20 protein-coding genes are annotated in these 16,996 nt (G+C 62.7%); 11 read left to right on the top strand and 9 right to left on the bottom strand.

Annotated elements, in window-relative coordinates; genetic code table 11:
- Positions 1-94: 94 nt before the first annotated feature.
- Genes PYR64_RS18975 through PYR64_RS18990 form a run of 4 tightly spaced genes read left to right on the top strand, consistent with a single transcriptional unit; the run spans position 95 to position 2,412 of the window.
- A complete protein-coding gene (locus PYR64_RS18975) occupies positions 95-499 on the top strand; it encodes a hypothetical protein (protein WP_275777023.1) in 405 nt (134 codons plus the stop codon).
- Positions 496-834, top strand: coding sequence for a PEP-utilizing enzyme (locus PYR64_RS18980; RefSeq protein WP_039243477.1), 339 nt, complete (start codon positions 496-498; stop codon positions 832-834). Before PYR64_RS18975 ends, PYR64_RS18980 begins: the two co-directional genes overlap by 4 nt.
- Entirely contained in the window at positions 831-1,400 is a 570-nt protein-coding gene (locus PYR64_RS18985) for a hypothetical protein (RefSeq protein ID WP_210078317.1), read from the top strand. Before PYR64_RS18980 ends, PYR64_RS18985 begins: the two co-directional genes overlap by 4 nt.
- Positions 1,401-1,437: 37 nt before the next feature.
- The gene (locus PYR64_RS18990; RefSeq protein WP_275777027.1) at positions 1,438-2,412 is read left to right on the top strand and encodes an acyl-CoA thioesterase; all 975 of its coding nucleotides are present in this window, start codon (positions 1,438-1,440) and stop codon (positions 2,410-2,412) included.
- A gap of 16 nt (positions 2,413-2,428) precedes the next feature.
- Here PYR64_RS18990 and PYR64_RS18995 read toward each other — a convergent pair whose 3' ends face one another.
- From PYR64_RS18995 to PYR64_RS19015, 5 genes are all read right to left on the bottom strand, one after another.
- Complete coding sequence (locus PYR64_RS18995; RefSeq protein ID WP_275777029.1) at positions 2,429-3,166, bottom strand: VOC family protein; 738 nt, start codon at positions 3,164-3,166, stop codon at positions 2,429-2,431.
- Between the two features lie 70 nt (positions 3,167-3,236).
- Positions 3,237-3,893, bottom strand: a complete 657-nt coding sequence (locus PYR64_RS19000; RefSeq protein ID WP_018779413.1) for a GntR family transcriptional regulator — start codon at positions 3,891-3,893, stop codon at positions 3,237-3,239.
- A 110-nt stretch (positions 3,894-4,003) separates the two neighbouring features.
- A complete protein-coding gene (locus PYR64_RS19005; RefSeq protein WP_275777030.1) occupies positions 4,004-5,002 on the bottom strand; it encodes a transketolase C-terminal domain-containing protein in 999 nt (332 codons plus the stop codon).
- Positions 4,999-5,907 carry a transketolase gene (locus PYR64_RS19010; RefSeq protein WP_039243483.1) on the bottom strand — a complete coding sequence of 303 codons (909 nt, stop codon included), beginning with the start codon at positions 5,905-5,907 and terminating at the stop codon, positions 4,999-5,001. Before PYR64_RS19010 ends, PYR64_RS19005 begins: the two co-directional genes overlap by 4 nt.
- 62 nt (positions 5,908-5,969) lie before the next feature.
- Positions 5,970-7,307 (bottom strand): MFS transporter, encoded by a 1,338-nt coding sequence (locus PYR64_RS19015; RefSeq protein ID WP_018779416.1) that lies wholly within the window; start codon positions 7,305-7,307, stop codon positions 5,970-5,972.
- A gap of 205 nt (positions 7,308-7,512) precedes the next feature.
- Between PYR64_RS19015 and PYR64_RS19020 the strand changes: the two genes are divergently transcribed.
- The 5 genes from PYR64_RS19020 (at position 7,513) to PYR64_RS19040 (ending at position 11,937) form a co-directional block, all read left to right on the top strand.
- The gene (locus PYR64_RS19020; protein ID WP_275777032.1) at positions 7,513-8,355 is read left to right on the top strand and encodes a sugar phosphate isomerase/epimerase; all 843 of its coding nucleotides are present in this window, start codon (positions 7,513-7,515) and stop codon (positions 8,353-8,355) included.
- 29 nt (positions 8,356-8,384) lie between these two features.
- Complete coding sequence (locus tag PYR64_RS19025; RefSeq protein ID WP_275777034.1) at positions 8,385-9,158, top strand: SDR family NAD(P)-dependent oxidoreductase; 774 nt, start codon at positions 8,385-8,387, stop codon at positions 9,156-9,158.
- A gap of 33 nt (positions 9,159-9,191) precedes the next feature.
- Positions 9,192-10,928, top strand: coding sequence for a dihydroxyacetone kinase family protein (locus PYR64_RS19030; RefSeq protein WP_018779419.1), 1,737 nt, complete (start codon positions 9,192-9,194; stop codon positions 10,926-10,928).
- Positions 10,929-10,937: 9 nt separating this feature from the next.
- On the top strand, positions 10,938-11,396 hold the full coding sequence (locus tag PYR64_RS19035; RefSeq protein ID WP_018779420.1) for a ribose-5-phosphate isomerase: 459 nt from the start codon (positions 10,938-10,940) through the stop codon (positions 11,394-11,396).
- Between the two features lie 79 nt (positions 11,397-11,475).
- Positions 11,476-11,937, top strand: coding sequence for a phage tail protein (locus PYR64_RS19040; RefSeq protein ID WP_275777036.1), 462 nt, complete (start codon positions 11,476-11,478; stop codon positions 11,935-11,937).
- Positions 11,938-12,010: 73 nt separating this feature from the next.
- On the opposite strand, the gene PYR64_RS19045 is transcribed toward PYR64_RS19040, so the two are convergent.
- Both PYR64_RS19045 and dnaB read right to left on the bottom strand, forming a co-directional pair.
- Complete coding sequence (locus PYR64_RS19045) at positions 12,011-12,742, bottom strand: hypothetical protein (protein ID WP_018779422.1); 732 nt, start codon at positions 12,740-12,742, stop codon at positions 12,011-12,013.
- Between the two features lie 94 nt (positions 12,743-12,836).
- Positions 12,837-14,222 (bottom strand): replicative DNA helicase, encoded by a 1,386-nt coding sequence (gene dnaB, locus PYR64_RS19050; RefSeq protein WP_018779423.1) that lies wholly within the window; start codon positions 14,220-14,222, stop codon positions 12,837-12,839.
- A 592-nt stretch (positions 14,223-14,814) separates the two neighbouring features.
- Here dnaB and PYR64_RS19055 point away from each other — a divergent pair.
- Positions 14,815-15,288 (top strand): hypothetical protein, encoded by a 474-nt coding sequence (locus PYR64_RS19055; protein WP_039243490.1) that lies wholly within the window; start codon positions 14,815-14,817, stop codon positions 15,286-15,288.
- A gap of 7 nt (positions 15,289-15,295) precedes the next feature.
- Positions 15,296-15,871: a hypothetical protein gene (locus PYR64_RS19060; protein ID WP_275777038.1), complete on the top strand. Its 576-nt coding sequence runs from the start codon at positions 15,296-15,298 to the stop codon at positions 15,869-15,871.
- Here PYR64_RS19060 and PYR64_RS19065 read toward each other — a convergent pair whose 3' ends face one another.
- Entirely contained in the window at positions 15,872-16,261 is a 390-nt protein-coding gene (locus tag PYR64_RS19065; protein WP_035734183.1) for a zf-TFIIB domain-containing protein, read from the bottom strand.
- 37 nt (positions 16,262-16,298) lie between these two features.
- Positions 16,299-16,925, bottom strand: a complete 627-nt coding sequence (locus PYR64_RS19070) for an FMN reductase (RefSeq protein ID WP_275780005.1) — start codon at positions 16,923-16,925, stop codon at positions 16,299-16,301.
- Positions 16,926-16,996: the final 71 nt, after the last annotated feature.

The raw sequence follows: 16,996 nt of genomic DNA on the forward strand, positions 1-16,996 counted from the left end.
GTTAAATGATATTGATTCTCATTTAGAGAGCAAATCAATCGCAGATATCAACAAAATATTGACAACATAATGTTGATGAGGGATGCTCGCTCGCATGAACGCCTCCACCACACCCCAAGACGGGAAAGACGCGCAGTTGCAGACGGACGCGACCCGGCTGCTCCTGGACCGGGGCGCCGCCGCACTGCCCCAGCGTCCCTGGCTCCACGAAAAACAGCCACCGACCGCCATGGACCTCATCCATCACGTGCTGTGGCGTTTCCGGAGCCAGGAGGGTGATCCAGCGCCGGATTCCTCCGATCTCCGCGCGGCCCTCGCACTGATACCCGCCGCCCGAGGTGAGATGGACGCCGTCGAAACTGCACTCCTGTTTCTGGCGCGGGCGGAAGGGCTGACCTGGCCGCAGATCGCGGAGAGCCTTGGGCTCCGTTCCGCGCAGGCCGCGCAGCAGCGGCTGGACCGGCTGTCCGACCGCCCAGGAACAGGTGCCGCCAAGTGACAAGGGCGGTAGTCCTGAACGGAACCGCAGCGAGCGCCGGCAGTGCCAGGGGGATGGCCAGCCTGATCCAGGGGCCCGATGATTTTGCCCGCTTCCGGACCGGAGACGTACTGGTTTGCCGCACCACTGATCCCGCATGGACGCCTCTGTTCGGGATGGCTTCGGCAGTGGTCACCGAAACAGGAGGAATGCTGTCCCATGCCGCGATCGTCGCGAGGGAATACGGCATTCCGGCCGTCCTGGGTGTGCACGCTGCGTTGGAGCTTGTGCCTGACGGCAGCGTTGTGACTGTTGATGGTTCGACCGGGACGGTCACCTTGGCGGGCATGCAATGAGCCTCCTCATCTTGCACGCCGTGCGCCTGTTGGGATTCGCTGACACAGAAGCCGTAGCGGCGCGCTTTGCCCAGGACCCAAGCCTGGTGGAGTCCGCCCTCATCGACGCCGGTGTGAACGGCTTTGTTTCGCGCAGCACCTTCGCCGGTACCAGCGGTTGGTTGCTCTCCGGGGCCGGGCGGGCGGAGAACGAACGGCTGCTCGCCGAGGAGCTGGATCTGGCAGGTGCACGATCCCGGGTCCTGGCGGTGCACGAGGACTTTACGGAGTTCAATGATGGAGTCGTCAACGCCTGCGGCACTCTTCAGCTGGGGATTTCCTCCAATCAGGAAGCCACGGATGTGCTGATTGGAGCCTTGGCGGCGTGGCGCCCCCTGGAAGCGCAGCTCATGCGAAGCCTTCCGCGGTTCGGCGGCTATTCGGACCGGCTCCTGCGGGCCCTCAAGTTCTCAACCGAGGACGCCTCCTGGCTGACGGGTACAGACCGCGACTCTTTCCACCGCGTCTGGTTCGAAATCCATGAGGACCTCATTGCCACCCTGGGCATCCAGCGGGCGCAGTCTTAGTCACGTAACAGAAACATGGCACCAGTAAACTTCGAGCATGAGCGAAGACGCCGGCAACTCTGTGACCCTCCGCTTCCTGGCAGCCCCCACGGACGTTGGGCACAGCGGATCCGTTGATGCCGGGACCGTCCTTGAATGGGTGGACAAAGCGGCTTACGCAGCGGCGGTGGGATGGGCCAAGTCCTATTGCGTCACCGCCTATGTGGGCAACATCCACTTCACCGACCCCGTGAACAGCGGCGATATGGTTGAAGTGACCTCAACGATCGTTTACACCGGCCGGTCCTCCATGCACATCCACACCATGGTCAGTTCCCGGGATCCCAAGGGCGGGCCGGAGACAATGCACAGCCAATGCATGGTGATTTTCGTAGCTGTGGGTCCGGACGGCAAGCCGATTCCCGTTCCCCAGTTCCAACCCTCAACGCCTGCCGAGATCGAGCAGCGGGACCACGCGCTGGCCCGCATCGAAGTCCGTGAGCAGATCGTCAATGCGATGAACGCCCAGGAATACACCGACGCCGGAACCGCCGAGCGCGTCACGCTGCGGTTCATGGCGTCCCCCACCGATGTGAACTGGGGCGGCAAAGTCCACGGTGGCATCGTGATGAAGTGGATCGATGAGGCTGCGTACGTTTGCGCGTCCCGTTACTGCGGCAAGGACACTGTGGCCGTTTTCTCCGGTGGTGTCCGTTTTTACCGGCCGCTTCTGATCGGCCATGTGGTGGAAGTCGAAGCCCGGCTGGTCTACACCGGCGCCAAGGGCATGCACATCGCGGTCCACGTCCGCTCGGGCGATCCCAAGACCCGGGAAATGAACCTCACCACGTACTGCCTGACGGTGATGGTGGCCCGCGACGAAACGGGGACGGCCGTGCCGATTCCCCAATGGGTCCCAGTATCCGAGGAGGACAAGAAACTGCATGCGCACGCGCGCGAACTTCTCGAAATCCGCGGCCGCGCCCCGGGAAACCGGCTGCCGGACCACCTGCTGAAAGCCGCGCAGAACTAGCCGCGCTCAGGAATGATCACCCTGGACTCAATACGCAGAAGTCGTTTCCTTCGGGGTCGGTCAGGCACTTCCAGGACACATCGCCTTGGCCGAGGTCGACATCGCGGGCACCCAGGCTGTGGAGCCTGGCAACCTCAGCGGCTTGATCGTCGCCGGGATATGGCTTGAGATCCAGATGGATACGGTTGGGCAGGGCGTCCGGTTCGGGGGTACGAAGAAGCTCAAGGTAGGGACCAACCCCCTTGGACGAGCGCAACCTCGCATGCTCATCAGTCACCTCATGCACGGTCCAGTCCGTTGCCCGGCCCCAGAAATCGGCCATGGCCCGGGGATCTTCGCAGTTGACCACCACGGTGGCTATGGGGCCGGTGTCCTGATAGATCGCACGAGGTTCGAGTACGCAGAACAAGTTGCCCTCAGGATCAGCCATCACCACCCACGGCACCTCTCCCTGGCCAATATCCGCAGGCGAAGCACCAAGCTCCTTGAGCCGCTGTACGAGTTCCCTCTGATGATCAGCGGACGTGGTGGCAAGGTCCAGATGGACACGGTACTTCACTGACTCGGGGTCCGGAACACTGACCACGTCCACGCATACAGCCGCAGGGTCCGGCCACGTAAAATCAAGGGGTTCCACGTTGGTGACCCCCGGACCTTCGCTGGAAACACCCCAGCCGAGAGCATCCGCCCAAAACTGCCCGAGGGCTGAGTCGTCCCCGGCCTTGAAATTCACTTGAACCAGTCGCAGTGCCATGGTTCACAATGCTATGCCCGGCTGGAGCCCGGCAACCTGCCCGATAGCGCAACACGGCCCGGCTATTTGCCTAACCCACCAGATTCTCCGCCGCACCATTCATGTGTTCAATGATCGTTTCCCGTGCCTTGGCGGCATTTCCGGTCTCAATGGCGGCAACAATGTCGTGGTGCCGGCCGACGCTCATGTTTCGGGTTGCGCGTTCCAGCCCGGCGAACATGATGGACATCCGGATGGAGCCTTCCAGGGATTCCCAGGAGTGCAGCAGTGTCTCGTTTCCGGACAAGCGGCAGAGGGTGCGGTGGAACTCGAGGTCGGATTCGATCCGTTCCTCCAATGAGGATTTCGCGGCCTTCTCCATATTGTCGACGGCGGCACGTAACTCTGCGAGCGCACCCTCCTTATCGGGCATGTCGCTGAGCGTCCGGGCGGCCAAGGATTCCAGCACACCCCGGACCGCGAAGATGTCACGGATTTCCTTGACGTCCAGGTGCCTGACGGACATCCGGCCGCGTGGTCCGGCGGAGATGAGACCTTCCTGTTCCAGTTGCCGCAGCGCTTCGCGGAGGGTACCGCGGCTGATCTGCAGCATTTCGGACAGTTCGGTTTCCACAAGGTGCCGTCCGGGCTCAAGCTCGCCACTGGTGATCGCGGTCCGCAGGGCTGCGAGCGCCTGTTCGCGGAGGCTCTTCTTCTCCAGTCCCAGCAGGGAGGCTGTGGCGGCCATGGTGTGTCCTCGGTTCTATGGGCAACTGCTGACAGTCAGGTGTTAACTGTCGATACTACGGGCAGAAGTGCGGGACGGGCAGTCATATCCGTCCCGCACTCCCGGGAAACTCAGCCGAGTTCGGACAGGACCTTGGCCACGATCCGGTCCACGGACAGACCGTAGCGTTCGTGCAGTGTGGGCAGCGCACCGGCGTCGAGGAATTGGTCGGGCAGCGCGATGGGAACCACGCGCTTGCCGAGCCCGGCGGTGACGACGGCGGAGGCAACGGTTTCGAACAAACCGCCAACAACCGTGTGGTTCTCCAGGGTGACGGCCAGCCGGTCCGTGTTCAGCTCAGCCAGCACGGTGGCGGAATCGAAGGGCTTGATGGTGGGCGTGTGCACTACGGCCACGTCCACGTTGTGCTTCGCCAACGCGTCCGCCGCCTGCAGGGCACGCATGGTCATCAGACCGGAAGACACGAAGACGACGTCGTTCCCGCCACGCAAAAGCTTGGCTTTACCAAGCTCAAACTTATAGCCGTACTCGTCCAGGACGGTGGGCACATTGCCGCGCAGGAGCCGCAGGTACGTGGGCCCGTCCGAGGCAGCGAGCTGCGGAACCGCCTGTTCGATGTCAACGGAGTCGCAGGGGTCCACGATGGTCAGGTTGGGCATGCCGCGGAAGATCGCCATGTCCTCGGTGGCCTGGTGGCTGGGTCCGTAGCCGGTGGTCAGGCCGGGGAGGCCGCCCACAATGTTTACGTTCAGGTTTGGTTCCGCGATGTCCAGGCACAGGAAGTCATATGCACGCCGGGCAGCGAACACCGAGTAGGTGGAGGCGAACGGGACCAGTCCCGTTTCGGCCATGCCCGCGGCTGCGCCGAAGAGGAGCTGCTCAGCCATGCCCATCTGGAAGAAGCGCTCAGGAAACGCCTTGGCGAAAATGTGCATGTCCGTGTACTTGCCCAGGTCAGCGGTGAGCCCGACAATCCGGGAGTCCGCCTCAGCGGCCTTAACCAGCGCGTGCCCGAACGGAGCTGACGTGGTCTTCTGGCCGGGATCAGCGAAGGACGCGATCATCGCCGAGGTCTTGAGCTTCGGCTTTGCTGTTGTGGTGGTGCTCATGCGGAAGCCGCCCCTTCGTATCCTGCAGTCAATTGATCGCGGCAGATCTGCCATTCGTTTTCTTCAATGCGCATGAAGTGCGCCTTCTCGCGGGTCTCCAGCAGTGGAACGCCGCGGCCAACTTTGGTGTCGCAGAGAATCACCGACGGCTGTCCGGATGCAGAGGATCCCGCAGCCGCCCTGCGGGTGGCGATGTTGTCGAACGCGGCCAGCAGCGCGCCGACGTCGTTCCCGTCCACCCGTTGGGTGTACCAGCCGAACGATTCCCACTTTTCGGTGACCGGTTCGGTGCGGAGCACCGTGTTGGTGGCACCGTCGGCCTGGAGCGCATTGATGTCCACCATGGCGATGAGGTTGCCAAGTTGGTGGTGGTGAGCGCCCATGGCGGCCTCCCAGGTGGAACCTTCGTCGAGTTCGCCGTCGGAGAGGAAGTTGATGACACGGTTGGTCGAGTTCTGCGCCCGCAGGCCCAGCGCCATGCCGACCGCGATCGTGAGTCCGTGTCCGAGCGAACCGCCGGAGATTTCCATGCCCGGCGTGTAGGTGGACATGCCGGACATAGGTAGCCGGGAATCGTCCGAGCCGTAGGTTTCAAGTTCGGACACCGGGACGATTCCGGCCTCGGCCAGGGCGGCGTAGTGGCCGATTGCGTAGTGCCCGGTGGAGAGCAGGAACCGGTCCCGGTCTGCCCAATGGGGGTCCTCGGCGCGGTAGTTGAGCTGGTCTGCGTAGACAGCGGCAAACATGTCTGCCGCACCGAGCGCCTGGCCCACATAGCCCTGGCCTTGGACCTCGCCCATGTTGAGTGCGTGGTGTCGGATACGGAATGCGGCGGCGCGGATGCGCTCTATGCGCTCCGGCGTGGGGGCGGAAACGGCGGCCGTTTCGACGGATGAGATAGTCACTGGATTCCTTCCGGAGTCGGGCGCGTACCAATGGAGAGAACGCGCCCGACGTCGATGGTTGCTTAGGCGTTTACCGTCTGGGGAGTTTTGCTGGCGGCTTCTTCGGCGAGCTGACGCTCACGCTTGCCCCAGGTTTCCTTGGTGATCAGGGCTGCCCAGAGACCGATGGCTCCATAGACGCTGAAGAGAAGCGCCGGCCCCATCCAGCCCATGCTGACGAACAGCAGGGTGGTGATGAAGGGGGTGAACCCGGAGACCATGGCCGAGATCTGGTAGGACAGCGACGCCCCGGAGGAGCGGGTCTTGGCCTGGAACAATTCGGGGAACCATGCACCCTGGGCGCCGGCGAGGGAGTTCTGGCAAACCGCGTAGGCCACCACGATAGTGGCGATGATCAGGAAGAACAGACCGGTGTTGACCAGCATGAACATGGGGATACCGAACACCACTGCGAAGGCCGTGGACCACACGTAGACGGGGCGGCGGCCAACCTTGTCTGTCAGTTTGCCCCAGAAGTACGTGGCGAAAATTCCGATTCCTGCGGCGACACAGAGCGCCACCAGGGTTTCGGTCTTGTCGGCCAGCTTGTTGGTGTGCAGGTAGGAAATCATGTAGGTCACCGACACGGCGTAGCCGGCAGTCTCAGCGATGCGGAGGCCGATGCCCCGCACGATGTTGCGCCAATCGGTCTTGATGACCTCGACAATGGGGGACTTCACGATGTCGCCCGACTTCTTGACGTCTTCGAAGACCGGGGATTCGGGAACCTTTGAACGGATGATGAGACCGACGGCAACCAGCACGATGCTGGCCAGGAACGGTACACGCCATGCCCACTCGGATCCCAGGCCCACGCTGCTCAGGAACACCAGGTTGGCGAGGAGCAGGCCGACGGGGAAGCCGGCCTGCACGATTCCCGTGAACTGGCCCTTCTTCCGCCAGGGTGCGTGCTCGTAGCTCATCAGGATGGCGCCGCCCCATTCAGCGCCGAAGGCCAGGCCTTGGATGACGCGGACGAGGACCAGGAGAGCCGGAGCCAGCAGGCCAACCTGCTGGTAGGTGGGCAGGAGGCCGATCGCGAACGTCGCCAGACCCATAAGGATGAGGGAGGCCACCAGCACCGGCTTGCGGCCGAGCTTGTCGCCGAGATGGCCGCCGATGATGCCACCCAGTGGACGGGCAGCGAAGCCGACGCCGAGGGTCGCGAAGGAGGCCAGGGTGCCGGTTACCGGGTCAGCCCCCGGGAAGAACGCCGTACCGAAGTACAGTGCTGCGGCTGTGCCGAAACCGATGAAGTCGTAGGTTTCGATGACTGCGCCAACGCCGGAACCGACGGCGACGCGCTTTGCTTCCTTGGTTCCATGAACCGGACCACGCATGGTCAGAGCTTCATTGCTCATGTGTGTCTTTCCCTTTCAAGAGTGCGGTGCGTCTTCGGCAACCCCACTGTCGACAGTCAACATAATACGTCAACTGTGACCGACACCACCAGCAATGTCAACAGTCAACTTAGGAGGTTGACTGTTGACAGTCAACCTAGCTAACGTGGTCTCCATCACTAAGGCCCCTCTCCGTCGAGGGGCTCGACACGAGGATCAAACGACGATGTTTCATCAACGACTTGGCTGTTCGTCGATCAGCTTCCGCCACCAGGACCTGGCCACAGCCCTGCACACCATGCGTGGCCTCGGCTTCGAGGAAATCGACCTCGGCGCGCTCCCCGGCGTCTGTGACCATGTGCCTTACGTACTGGACGCCGAGGCAGTGGAGGCGGTTGCCGCCGTCGTCAACAGCTCGGGACTGCGCGTCCGCTCGGTCAACGGCGACGTCGGCGACCTGAACGCAACGCTCGACGCCGGCGCCCGGGAAGCGCGCGAACGACACCTCGGGATGCTGCTCACCCTGGCGGCCAAGACCGGCGCGAAAGCACTTGTCCTGCCGTGCGGTGCGATCGACCACGATCCTTTGCGGGGCCTGGAAGAAGACATCGACGCTGTCGCAGCTCAACACATTCACGCCTCTGCCCGTGCCAAGGAGTTCGGCGTCGAGCTGTGGACCGAATCCCTGCACTACTACCGGCTGTGCTGGAACACCGAACGCGCGCAGCTGCTCGCCGACCGCCTTGCCGGTTCCGACGTCGGGATCGTCATGGACTTCAGCCACATCGTCGCGTCCGGAGGCGACCCCGCGGATTTCGTGGACCGCTTCTCCGCACGGATAAAGCACGTCCACCTGCGTGACGCGGTTCCAGCGACCGCAAACGAGCCCGGGAACATCAACCTCAGCATCGGCAACGGACAAGCAGACTTCGCTGCCGGCCTTTCCGCCTTACGGGACGTTGGCTATACCGGCCACTTCTCCCTGGAACTCGAAACCCGGGACGTCATCCACGATGAACGCCCCGCGGCTGCAGCCAAAGCGGCCAGCTACATCTCAGACCTCATCTAAACCGCGTTACCTCATATTCAAGGAGCACCATGACCACCATCCAGCGCACCGCCGTCCTCACCGGAGCTACTTCCGACCGCGGCATCGGCCTCACCACTGCCCGCCGTTATGCCAGCCAGGGCTGGGGCATTGTGATCCTGGACCTCGACGGCGAGAAGTCCGCCAAGGTTGCCGCCGAGATCGCCAATGAATTCAACGTTCCCGCCGTCGGCTACGAAATCGACGTTGCCAATGAAGCTTCAGTCACCGCGGCGCAGGCCGCCGTCGCTGCAGAAGCCACCGCCGGAAACCTCCCGCCCGTCGGAGCCCTGGCGAACATCGCCGGCATCACCTCACCCGTCCCGTTCCTGGAAACCACGCTCGAGCTGTGGCACAAGGTCATGGATGTCAACGCCACCGGCACCTACCTGGTCACCAAGGCGTTCCTGCCGGACATGATCGCCAACGGTTGGGGCCGCATCGTCAACATGTCCTCGGTCTCCGCACAGCGCGGCGGCGGCGTCTTTGGCAAGGTTCCCTACTCCGCAGCCAAGGCCGCCATTCTCGGCTTCACCAAGGCACTCGCCCGCGAAATCGGCGACACCGGAGTGACCGTCAATGCCATCACCCCCGGCGCTGTGGACACCAACATCCGGGTCGGCAGCACCGAAGAGCAGGAAGCCGCCATTAACGCCGGAATCCCCTTGGGCCGCAACGCCACCACGGAGGAAGTCGCCGCTGTGATCACGTTCCTCTCCTCCGAGGACTCCGCGTACCTCACCGGCACCACCATCGACATCAACGGCGGCAGCCACATCCACTGATTCGGGCTGCTCGAAGGAAACCCAGGACCCACCATGACCAAAATCTTCAACGACCCCGCCGACTTCGCCGATGAAGCCCTTGCCGGTTTCTGTGACGCCCACTCGGACCTCGTTCGGCAGGTGGAAGGCGGCGCCGTCCGTCGCAACCGCCCGGCCTCGCCGAAGGTCGCTGTCATCACCGGCGGCGGTTCAGGACACTACCCGGCCTTCGCCGGCATCATCGGGCCGGGCTTTGCTGACGGTGCAGTGGTGGGAAACATCTTCACCTCCCCGTCATCTCAGCAGGCCTACTCCGTGGCCAAGGCAGCCGACTCCGGTGCCGGCGTCGTCTTCACGTACGGCAACTACGCCGGCGATGTCATGAACTTCGGCATGGCCAGCGAACGCCTGAACGCCGAGGGCATCCGGGCAGAGAACGTTCTGGTCACCGATGACATTGCCAGCGCCTCACCCGGGGAGATCGGGAAGCGGCGCGGCATTGCCGGGGATTTCGTGGTCTTCAAGGTCATGGGTGCTGCTGCCGAAGCAGGACTTGACCTCGACTCGGTGGTTCGTCTGGGAAGCAAGGCGAATGGGTTGACCCGAACCATTGGCACCGCGTTTGGCGGTTGCACCTTCCCGGGAGCCGACCAACCGTTGTTCCGCCTTCCCGAGGGACAGATGGGCCTTGGGCTGGGTATCCACGGCGAGCCGGGACTGTTCGATACCGAGCTGCCGTCCGCCGTCGAACTTGGCCGCGAACTGGTGCGCCGGGTCCTGGCCGAAACTCCGGCGGGCGCTTCCCGGAGACTCGCCGTGATCCTCAACGGCCTGGGTTCCACCAAGCATGAGGAGCTTTTCGTCCTCTGGCGCACCGTCGCTCCCCTGCTGCGCGAAGCCGGTTACACGCTGGTGATGCCGGAGGTGGGTGAACTGGTGACCTCGCTGGATATGGCCGGTGCGTCGCTGACGCTGACCTGGTTGGACGATGAACTGGAGCAGTACTGGACCGCACCTGCCCTGACTCCGGCCTATCGCCGTGGCTCTGTTGGCTTCGATGCCGGTGTTTCCGAGGTCGTCCACGAGGATTCCGCGACCGAAGCTGCCGACTACTCCTCCACAGCTGAGTCCCGCGCGTACGCAGCACAGTGCCTCTCGGCCCTGGACACTACCGCATCGCTGCTGCGGGCTTCCGAATCGATGCTAGGGGACATGGACGCGATAGCAGGCGACGGCGACCACGGCCGCGGCATGGTGCGCGGATCCGCAGCTGCCAACGAGGCCGCAGCAACCGCGTTCGAGCGGGGTGCGGGGGCCGGTTCGGTCCTGATCGCGGCCGGCGACGCCTGGGCAGACAAGGCCGGAGGTACCTCGGGCGTTCTTTGGGGTGCCGGGCTGCGCGCCTTCGGCGAGCGGTTGGGTGATGCAGAGACCCCGACGCCGGACGTCCTCGCCGAGTCTGTTCGCGCCTTCGCGGACCGCATCGCGGGCCTTGGGAAGGCCGAGATGGGCGACAAAACAATGATGGATGCCCTGCTTCCGTTCGCTGCGTCGCTGGAGGAACGCATCGCTTCCGGCATCCCTGTCGAAGAGGCTTGGGCAGTTGCTGCGACTGACGCTTCGGCCGCTGCCGCGTCCACCGCTGACCTCCGCCCCCTCAAAGGCCGAGCCAGGCCACTGGCCGAGAAGAGCCTCGGTACGCCGGATCCCGGGGCGACGTCGCTCGCCATGGTGTTCACCGCCGTCGGACCCCATTTCACCGCAGTTCCCGTAGCTGCCGTTACCAACTAGGAGAATTCCATGCGCATTATCGTGGGCGCCGACGAAGCCGGCGTTGATTACAAAGACCGGATCATGGCCGACCTCAAGGCCGACTCCCGGATTACTGAAGTGATCGACATCGGAGTCAACCACGCGGATGAAGACTTTACCCGCCCCTACCCATACGTTGGAATCGCTGCCGGAGAGATGATCCGCGACGGCAAGGCCGACCGGGCCATCCTGTTCTGCGGCACGGGAATCGGCGTGGCCATCGCGGCCAACAAAGTACCCGGCATCCGGGCCACGGCAGCACACGATTCGTTCTCCGTCGAACGCTCAGTCCTGTCCAACGACTGCCAGGTCCTCACCATGGGTCAGCGCGTCGTGGGCGTGGAGCTTGCCCGTCGCCTGGCCAAGGAGTGGATCGGCTACGCGTTCGATCCATCCTCCGGCTCAGCCGCGAAGGTGAAGGTGCTGAGCGACTTCGAGGGCTGCTAAGCCTCCACAACGGCTGCACAGTCATTCCTGCCCGCCTCACCAGTAGCATTGGTCCAAACAGGCCCGAGCAGGAGAGCTGATGCCCTACATCGTTGACTTCAAGAACGTTTCCACTGTGGGACTCGAATCCTCCCCCGTAGCGGAAGCCGCCGCAGGACTACGGGCCAACGAAGCCCGCTACTACAAGAACAAGTACGGCCATGAATTCACGGTCAGCCCCGCCGACGAGCTCCCCGACGTGGTGGACAGGGTGAGCCGGATCCTCAAGGAAGAACGCGACATCGTGATCAAGTCGCGGCCACTGGAAGCCACGTCTTTTCAGGTGGAGGACCTTCAGATGGCCTACGTTTTCTACGAGTCCGGGCTGTCCATCAACGTCATGTACAGCGTTGGCGAGGGAAAAAGGGCCGTCGGGTTCAAGCTCTCCGACGGCATGGAAGTCCCTGAAGAACTGGAATCAAAGTTCAAGTTTGCCCGCCAGAAATCCAAATTGGCCGGCACCATCCGCGGGTCCTACTTCGTCATCAAGGGCGAATACTGACCCTGCTCAGGGCAGCTTTAAGCCGATGAAGGCCGTACGTGCGGACGAACCCGCCCGCACGGCCTTCACGGAACTATTTGATGAGCGCGGCGGCCTGGTCCATGAGCGCGCCTGCTGCTTCCGGCCCACCGGCCGCAGCTTCGGTACCTGAGGCCGTGGCCGAGATCAGGACACCGTCCTTGACGGCGTGCGCCGTGTAGATCGCTCCCGTTTTCCCGTCAGGCATCACCATGAGCGTCTTCAGCGCCACCGTGCCGGGCACGCCGCCAACACCTTCGATCTTTTCGGTGGAGGTTGTTATTGCCTCTCCCTCCGCGGAGAACGTCATTTTCCGGCACGTTTCTGCCAGGGACTTGCTTGACTCCACGCTCTCCTGCAGCACGGCAGAGTCGACTCCGGACGTCAGCGATACGTTGCTGATGAAGTCGCCCACCTTGGCCCGGGCCGTCCCCGCGATGCTCGAACCGGAGATATCGTGCGGAACTCCAAGAGTGCGCAGGTCCTTGCAGCTTTCCGGTTCAATGGTGGCCTTGCCGAAGCCGTCCAGCAGTGAGGCGTACTGGCCCAAGAGCTCCTCACCGGAAAGTACGGCGGGACTGCTGCCATCAGAGGCCTTGATTTGCCCGACCAAAGCGACGAGTTCTTCGTCGGTGTACTGCTTTGCCGGGGACGGTGTGCTGGAGGCCGTTTCGCTGGCCGCAGCCGCCGTCGAGTCCTGCGATGCCGGCGTAGTGCCGCCGCATGCCGTAAGAGTCATCGCAACGATTGCTGATGCCCCAAGTCCGAGCAGCAAGTTCTTCTTCATATGATTCCCCAATAAGTCATTGATAAACCCGCGGACGCGGACCGAGTCAACACTACTGGCCCGGTCACGTTGTCAGGGGAGGGCCACAAGAAGATTAGAACCCGCCGCCACCGCCGGTATCGCCGGCCATGTTGGCGAAGCGCGAATAGTGGCCTTGGAAGGCGACCACGATGTCCTTGGTGGGGCCGTTACGGTGCTTGGCGATCAGGATGTCCGCTTCACCCGCACGCGGCGATTCCTTGTCGTAAACGTCTTCACGGTGAAGCAGGATGACCATGTCGGCGTCCTGCTCGATCGAGCCTGATTCACGGAGGTCGGAAACCATCGGGCGCTTGTCTTGTCGCTGCTCGGAACCACGGTTCAGCTGTGACAGCGCGATGACGGGAACCTGGAGCTCCTTGGCGAGCAGCTTGAGTGCACGCGAGAACTCGGAGACTTCCTGCTGTCGGGACTCAACTTTCTTGCCCGAGCTCATGAGCTGGAGGTAGTCAAGGATCACGAGCTTGAGGTCATGCTGCTGCTTCAGGCGGCGGCATTTCGCCCGGATCTCCATGAGGGACATGTTGGGGCTGTCATCAATGAACAGGGGAGCATCGTTCATGCGGCCCATGGTGGTGGCAATCTTGGACCATTGCTCGTCCTTGATGGTTCCCTTGCGGAGATCCTGGAGGCCAATGGTGGCTTCTGCGGAGAGCAGACGCATGGCGATCTCGTTCCGGCCCATTTCCAAGGAGAACATGACAGTGGCCAGGTTGTTCTTGATGGCGGCCGAGCGGGCGAAGTCCAACGCGAAAGTGGACTTACCAACAGCCGGGCGGGCTGCGATAACGATCATCTGGCCCGGGTGGAGGCCGTGCGTCAGTTCGTCGAGCTCGTAGAATCCTGTGGGAACACCGGTCATGCCTTCGCCGCGGTGGCCCGAAGCTTCGATCTCGTCCACAGTGGACTCCATGACGTCCTTCAACGCCACGTAGTCCTCGGCGGTGCGTTTTTCAGCCACCGCGTAGACCTCGGCCTGTGCTTGGTTGACGAGGTCCTCCACCTCGCCGTCCTGGCCGTAGCCCATCTGCACAATCTTGGTGCCGGCATTGACCAAGCGGCGGAGGACCGCTCGTTCGGCCACGATCTCCGCGTAGTACCCGGCGTTTGCGGCGGTGGGAACAGTCTGGATGAGCTCGTGAAGGTAGGCGGGGCCGCCGATCCGGTTGATCTCGCCGCGCTTGGTCAGCTCGTCCGATACCGTCACGGCATCAGCAGGTTCACCACGGCCGTAGAGGTCAATGATGGATTCATAGATGGTCTCGTGCGCCGGCCGGTAGAAGTCATGTCCGCGGACGATTTCGACGACGTCGGCGATCGCATCCTTGGACAGCATCATGCCGCCCAGTACTGACTGTTCGGCAGGAATGTCCTGGGGAGGCTTCCGGCTCGAGTCCGAAGCGCGAGTGCCCTCGATTGAGTCCAAGTGCGTAACTGACAAAGCCGTCCTCCATTTTTGTACCGCTGCAGGGCTGAACTCCCTGGCGGCCTGTAAAGCGCAGTGTGTGGCTAAACCGTCCGCCGGGGTTGCTCCGAGAATGTCAGGCAGCTCCGACAAAATAGCGGTATCCACAAGTTATCCACAGCCGCTTCCCTGAGATCGTCACCGTAAGCGGCTTTTTGCGACCAAGGAAACTCGACTCGGGGATATCCGTGCCCAAAATGGACACTTCAGACACGTTACAGCAGGTACCCGAAGGCCCCTGTGGATAAGCTGTGGAATACCACCTCCACGTTGTGCACAGACTGTGCACTACTCTGTGGATAGAGAAATTCTTTTGACGGAATCAACACTCTGACCTGCGGAAACGCTTCTCACAAGCTGTGGACTAAAGAAAGATTCAGCGGAAAATCATCCACAGCCCCAAGGGTTCCAAGGAGGCCCGGAGTGGCTAAAAGCACCATAAACATGCCCCAAATGTGATGCATCTTACTTTTCGTGGCTGAATTTGACACTATCCTCTCAGAAGCCTATGCCCACCGTGGAATGTGCTGTGGATAACGCAGTTCTGGCATAAGCTCTAAGCATGGGGATGAACTTTGGTGACGTGTTGACGATTGCCCTTCCGCTTCTTGTCCTCCTGGGCCTGTTGTGGGCCTTGACTGCGGCCTTCAAACCACGGGACACCGGGGTGTCGGATGCTGAGAGATACCAGCGGGAACTGGCAGCCCGCTCCGCCGCGCACCAGGCTTCCCAGGTCCAAGAGGCGCTGGCCCTTCGAGCCCGCATCGAGGCCACCACCAAGCCGAGCCAAAACGAAGCCCAACACAGCCAGCAGACCGAGCAGAACCGCACGGCAGTCCAGGCGCAGGCCGCCCGTTCGCAGGCCGCCGGCCAGCAGGGCCACCAACCCGCTGTGCTTCCCAACGGCCAGCTCAACCCCCAGCTCGCCTTCGAGCTGCAGAACCTGGTCCGAAGCGGCAAAAAGATTGAAGCCATCAAAGTTCTTCGCCAAGCCACCCACTCAGATTTGCTTACCGCCAAGAACTACGTAGATCGGCTCTGACAACGCCATGGATTCCATCCTCATTCCGCTCCTGATCCTCATTGCGGTGGTGGCGGGAGTGCTCCTGCTCATTCATTCCTTCACCAAGCGCTCTGCTGAAACAAAGGCGGGCAACGACGCAGCAAATGCGCCAATGGACCCCGTGGATCTGGCCAAGGAGTCTGCGGCCAAGCTCAACCAGGAACAGCACCGCCAGCTGTACTCGCTCATAGCCCAGGGCCAGGGCATGGCGGCGATCAAGCTGTATCTGCAGGCCACGGGTGAGGGGCTGCGGGCCTCGCGCAACGCCGTGGGCGCTTTGGCGGCACACCCGCAACCATTCACGCCGGAAGCCCCGGCCAAAGACCTGCTCGCGGATGAGGACGATGAACCGGAGCGCTTTCCCTACCGCTACAGGGCAATCGTCAGCAAGGGTGACGTCACCCGCGAAGTCAGCAGCAATATGCTCAACGACGAAATCTACGGACGGATCCGCACGTTGGCCAAGAGCGGTGACGTGGAAGGCGCGGCCTTGGCCCTGACCCGCCATTCGGACATCAACATCAAGCAGGCCCGGGAATTCATCGAGCTTCTGGACGACTAGCTAGAAGTCAAAGAGGTCGCCCAGGAAGCCTTCCTTCTTCTTCCGCTTGCGGCCGTACTGGTCGCGGCCACCATCCCGCCGGTCGTAGTCCCGACGGTCACGGTCATGATGGTCGCGGTCATGATCGTGCCGGTCGCGGCGGTCCCTGTCGTCGTACCGCGGTTCCTGCGGACGGGATTCAAACGGGTTATAGAGGGGCGGCGGGGCGATCGGCGGTTGTGGTGGCGCCTGCCGGCTGACGGCCGGGCCGGTCTCAGCTGCTACGCGGTCAATAATCTTGTCCAGCTCACCGCGGTCCAGCCACACTCCCCTGCATTGTGGGCAGTAGTCGATCTCCACGCCGCTTCGTTCGCTCATCACCAGGTCAATGGAATCCACAGGACACTTCATGCTTGCCCCAACGACCGGCGCCCGCTAAAAGTTCGGCCTACCTGCCGGCTGAGATTCCGGCCAGCAGCTGCTCGAACGGTAACGACTCGAGGGCGTTGTCCTTGCGATGCGGCTGCGTGCCGTTGAGCAGTTGCACGAGTTCACCCGCGGCGCGGTCCACCCGCGACGAAAGTGGCGAGGCGCCGTCGTCGGTGTTTCCCCAGTCTTGCGGCCCCGCGAAGACGCCCGTAGCCGCGATCCTGGTGCGCAGGTAGCTGAACAGGGGCCGCATGGCGTAGTCGAGGACCATCTGGTGGCGGTCGGTGCCGCCCGTCGCGCCCAGCAGTACGGCCTTGCCGTCCAGCGACTTGGGATCGAGGACGTCGATGAACGACTTGAACAGACCGCTGTAAGAGGCGCTGAAGACGGGGCTGACGGCGATGATGGCATCGGAATCCTCGACGCCGGCAATCACCTCCGCGAGGCGCGGTGCGGCGTAGCCGGTAACGAAGTTGTTGGCGATGTCCACCGCCAGGTCGCGCAGCTCGACGATGTCGATCTTCGCCTCATAGCCGGCTCCGCGCAGCTGCCGCTCGGCAGAAGCTGCCAGCTGGTCCGCCAGCAAGCGGCTCGACGACGGGACTCCGAGTCCGGCGGAAAGTACGGTGATGCGGCGGGTTTCCATGGCATTCTCCTGTTGCTTGTTCATCCAGCTTACATGCATTTGCATCTAAATCTAAGAACAGGGGCCCTTCC

It is taken from the genome of Paenarthrobacter sp. Y-19 (assembly GCF_029223985.1).
Taxonomy (GTDB): Bacteria; Actinomycetota; Actinomycetes; order Actinomycetales; family Micrococcaceae; genus Arthrobacter; species Arthrobacter nicotinovorans.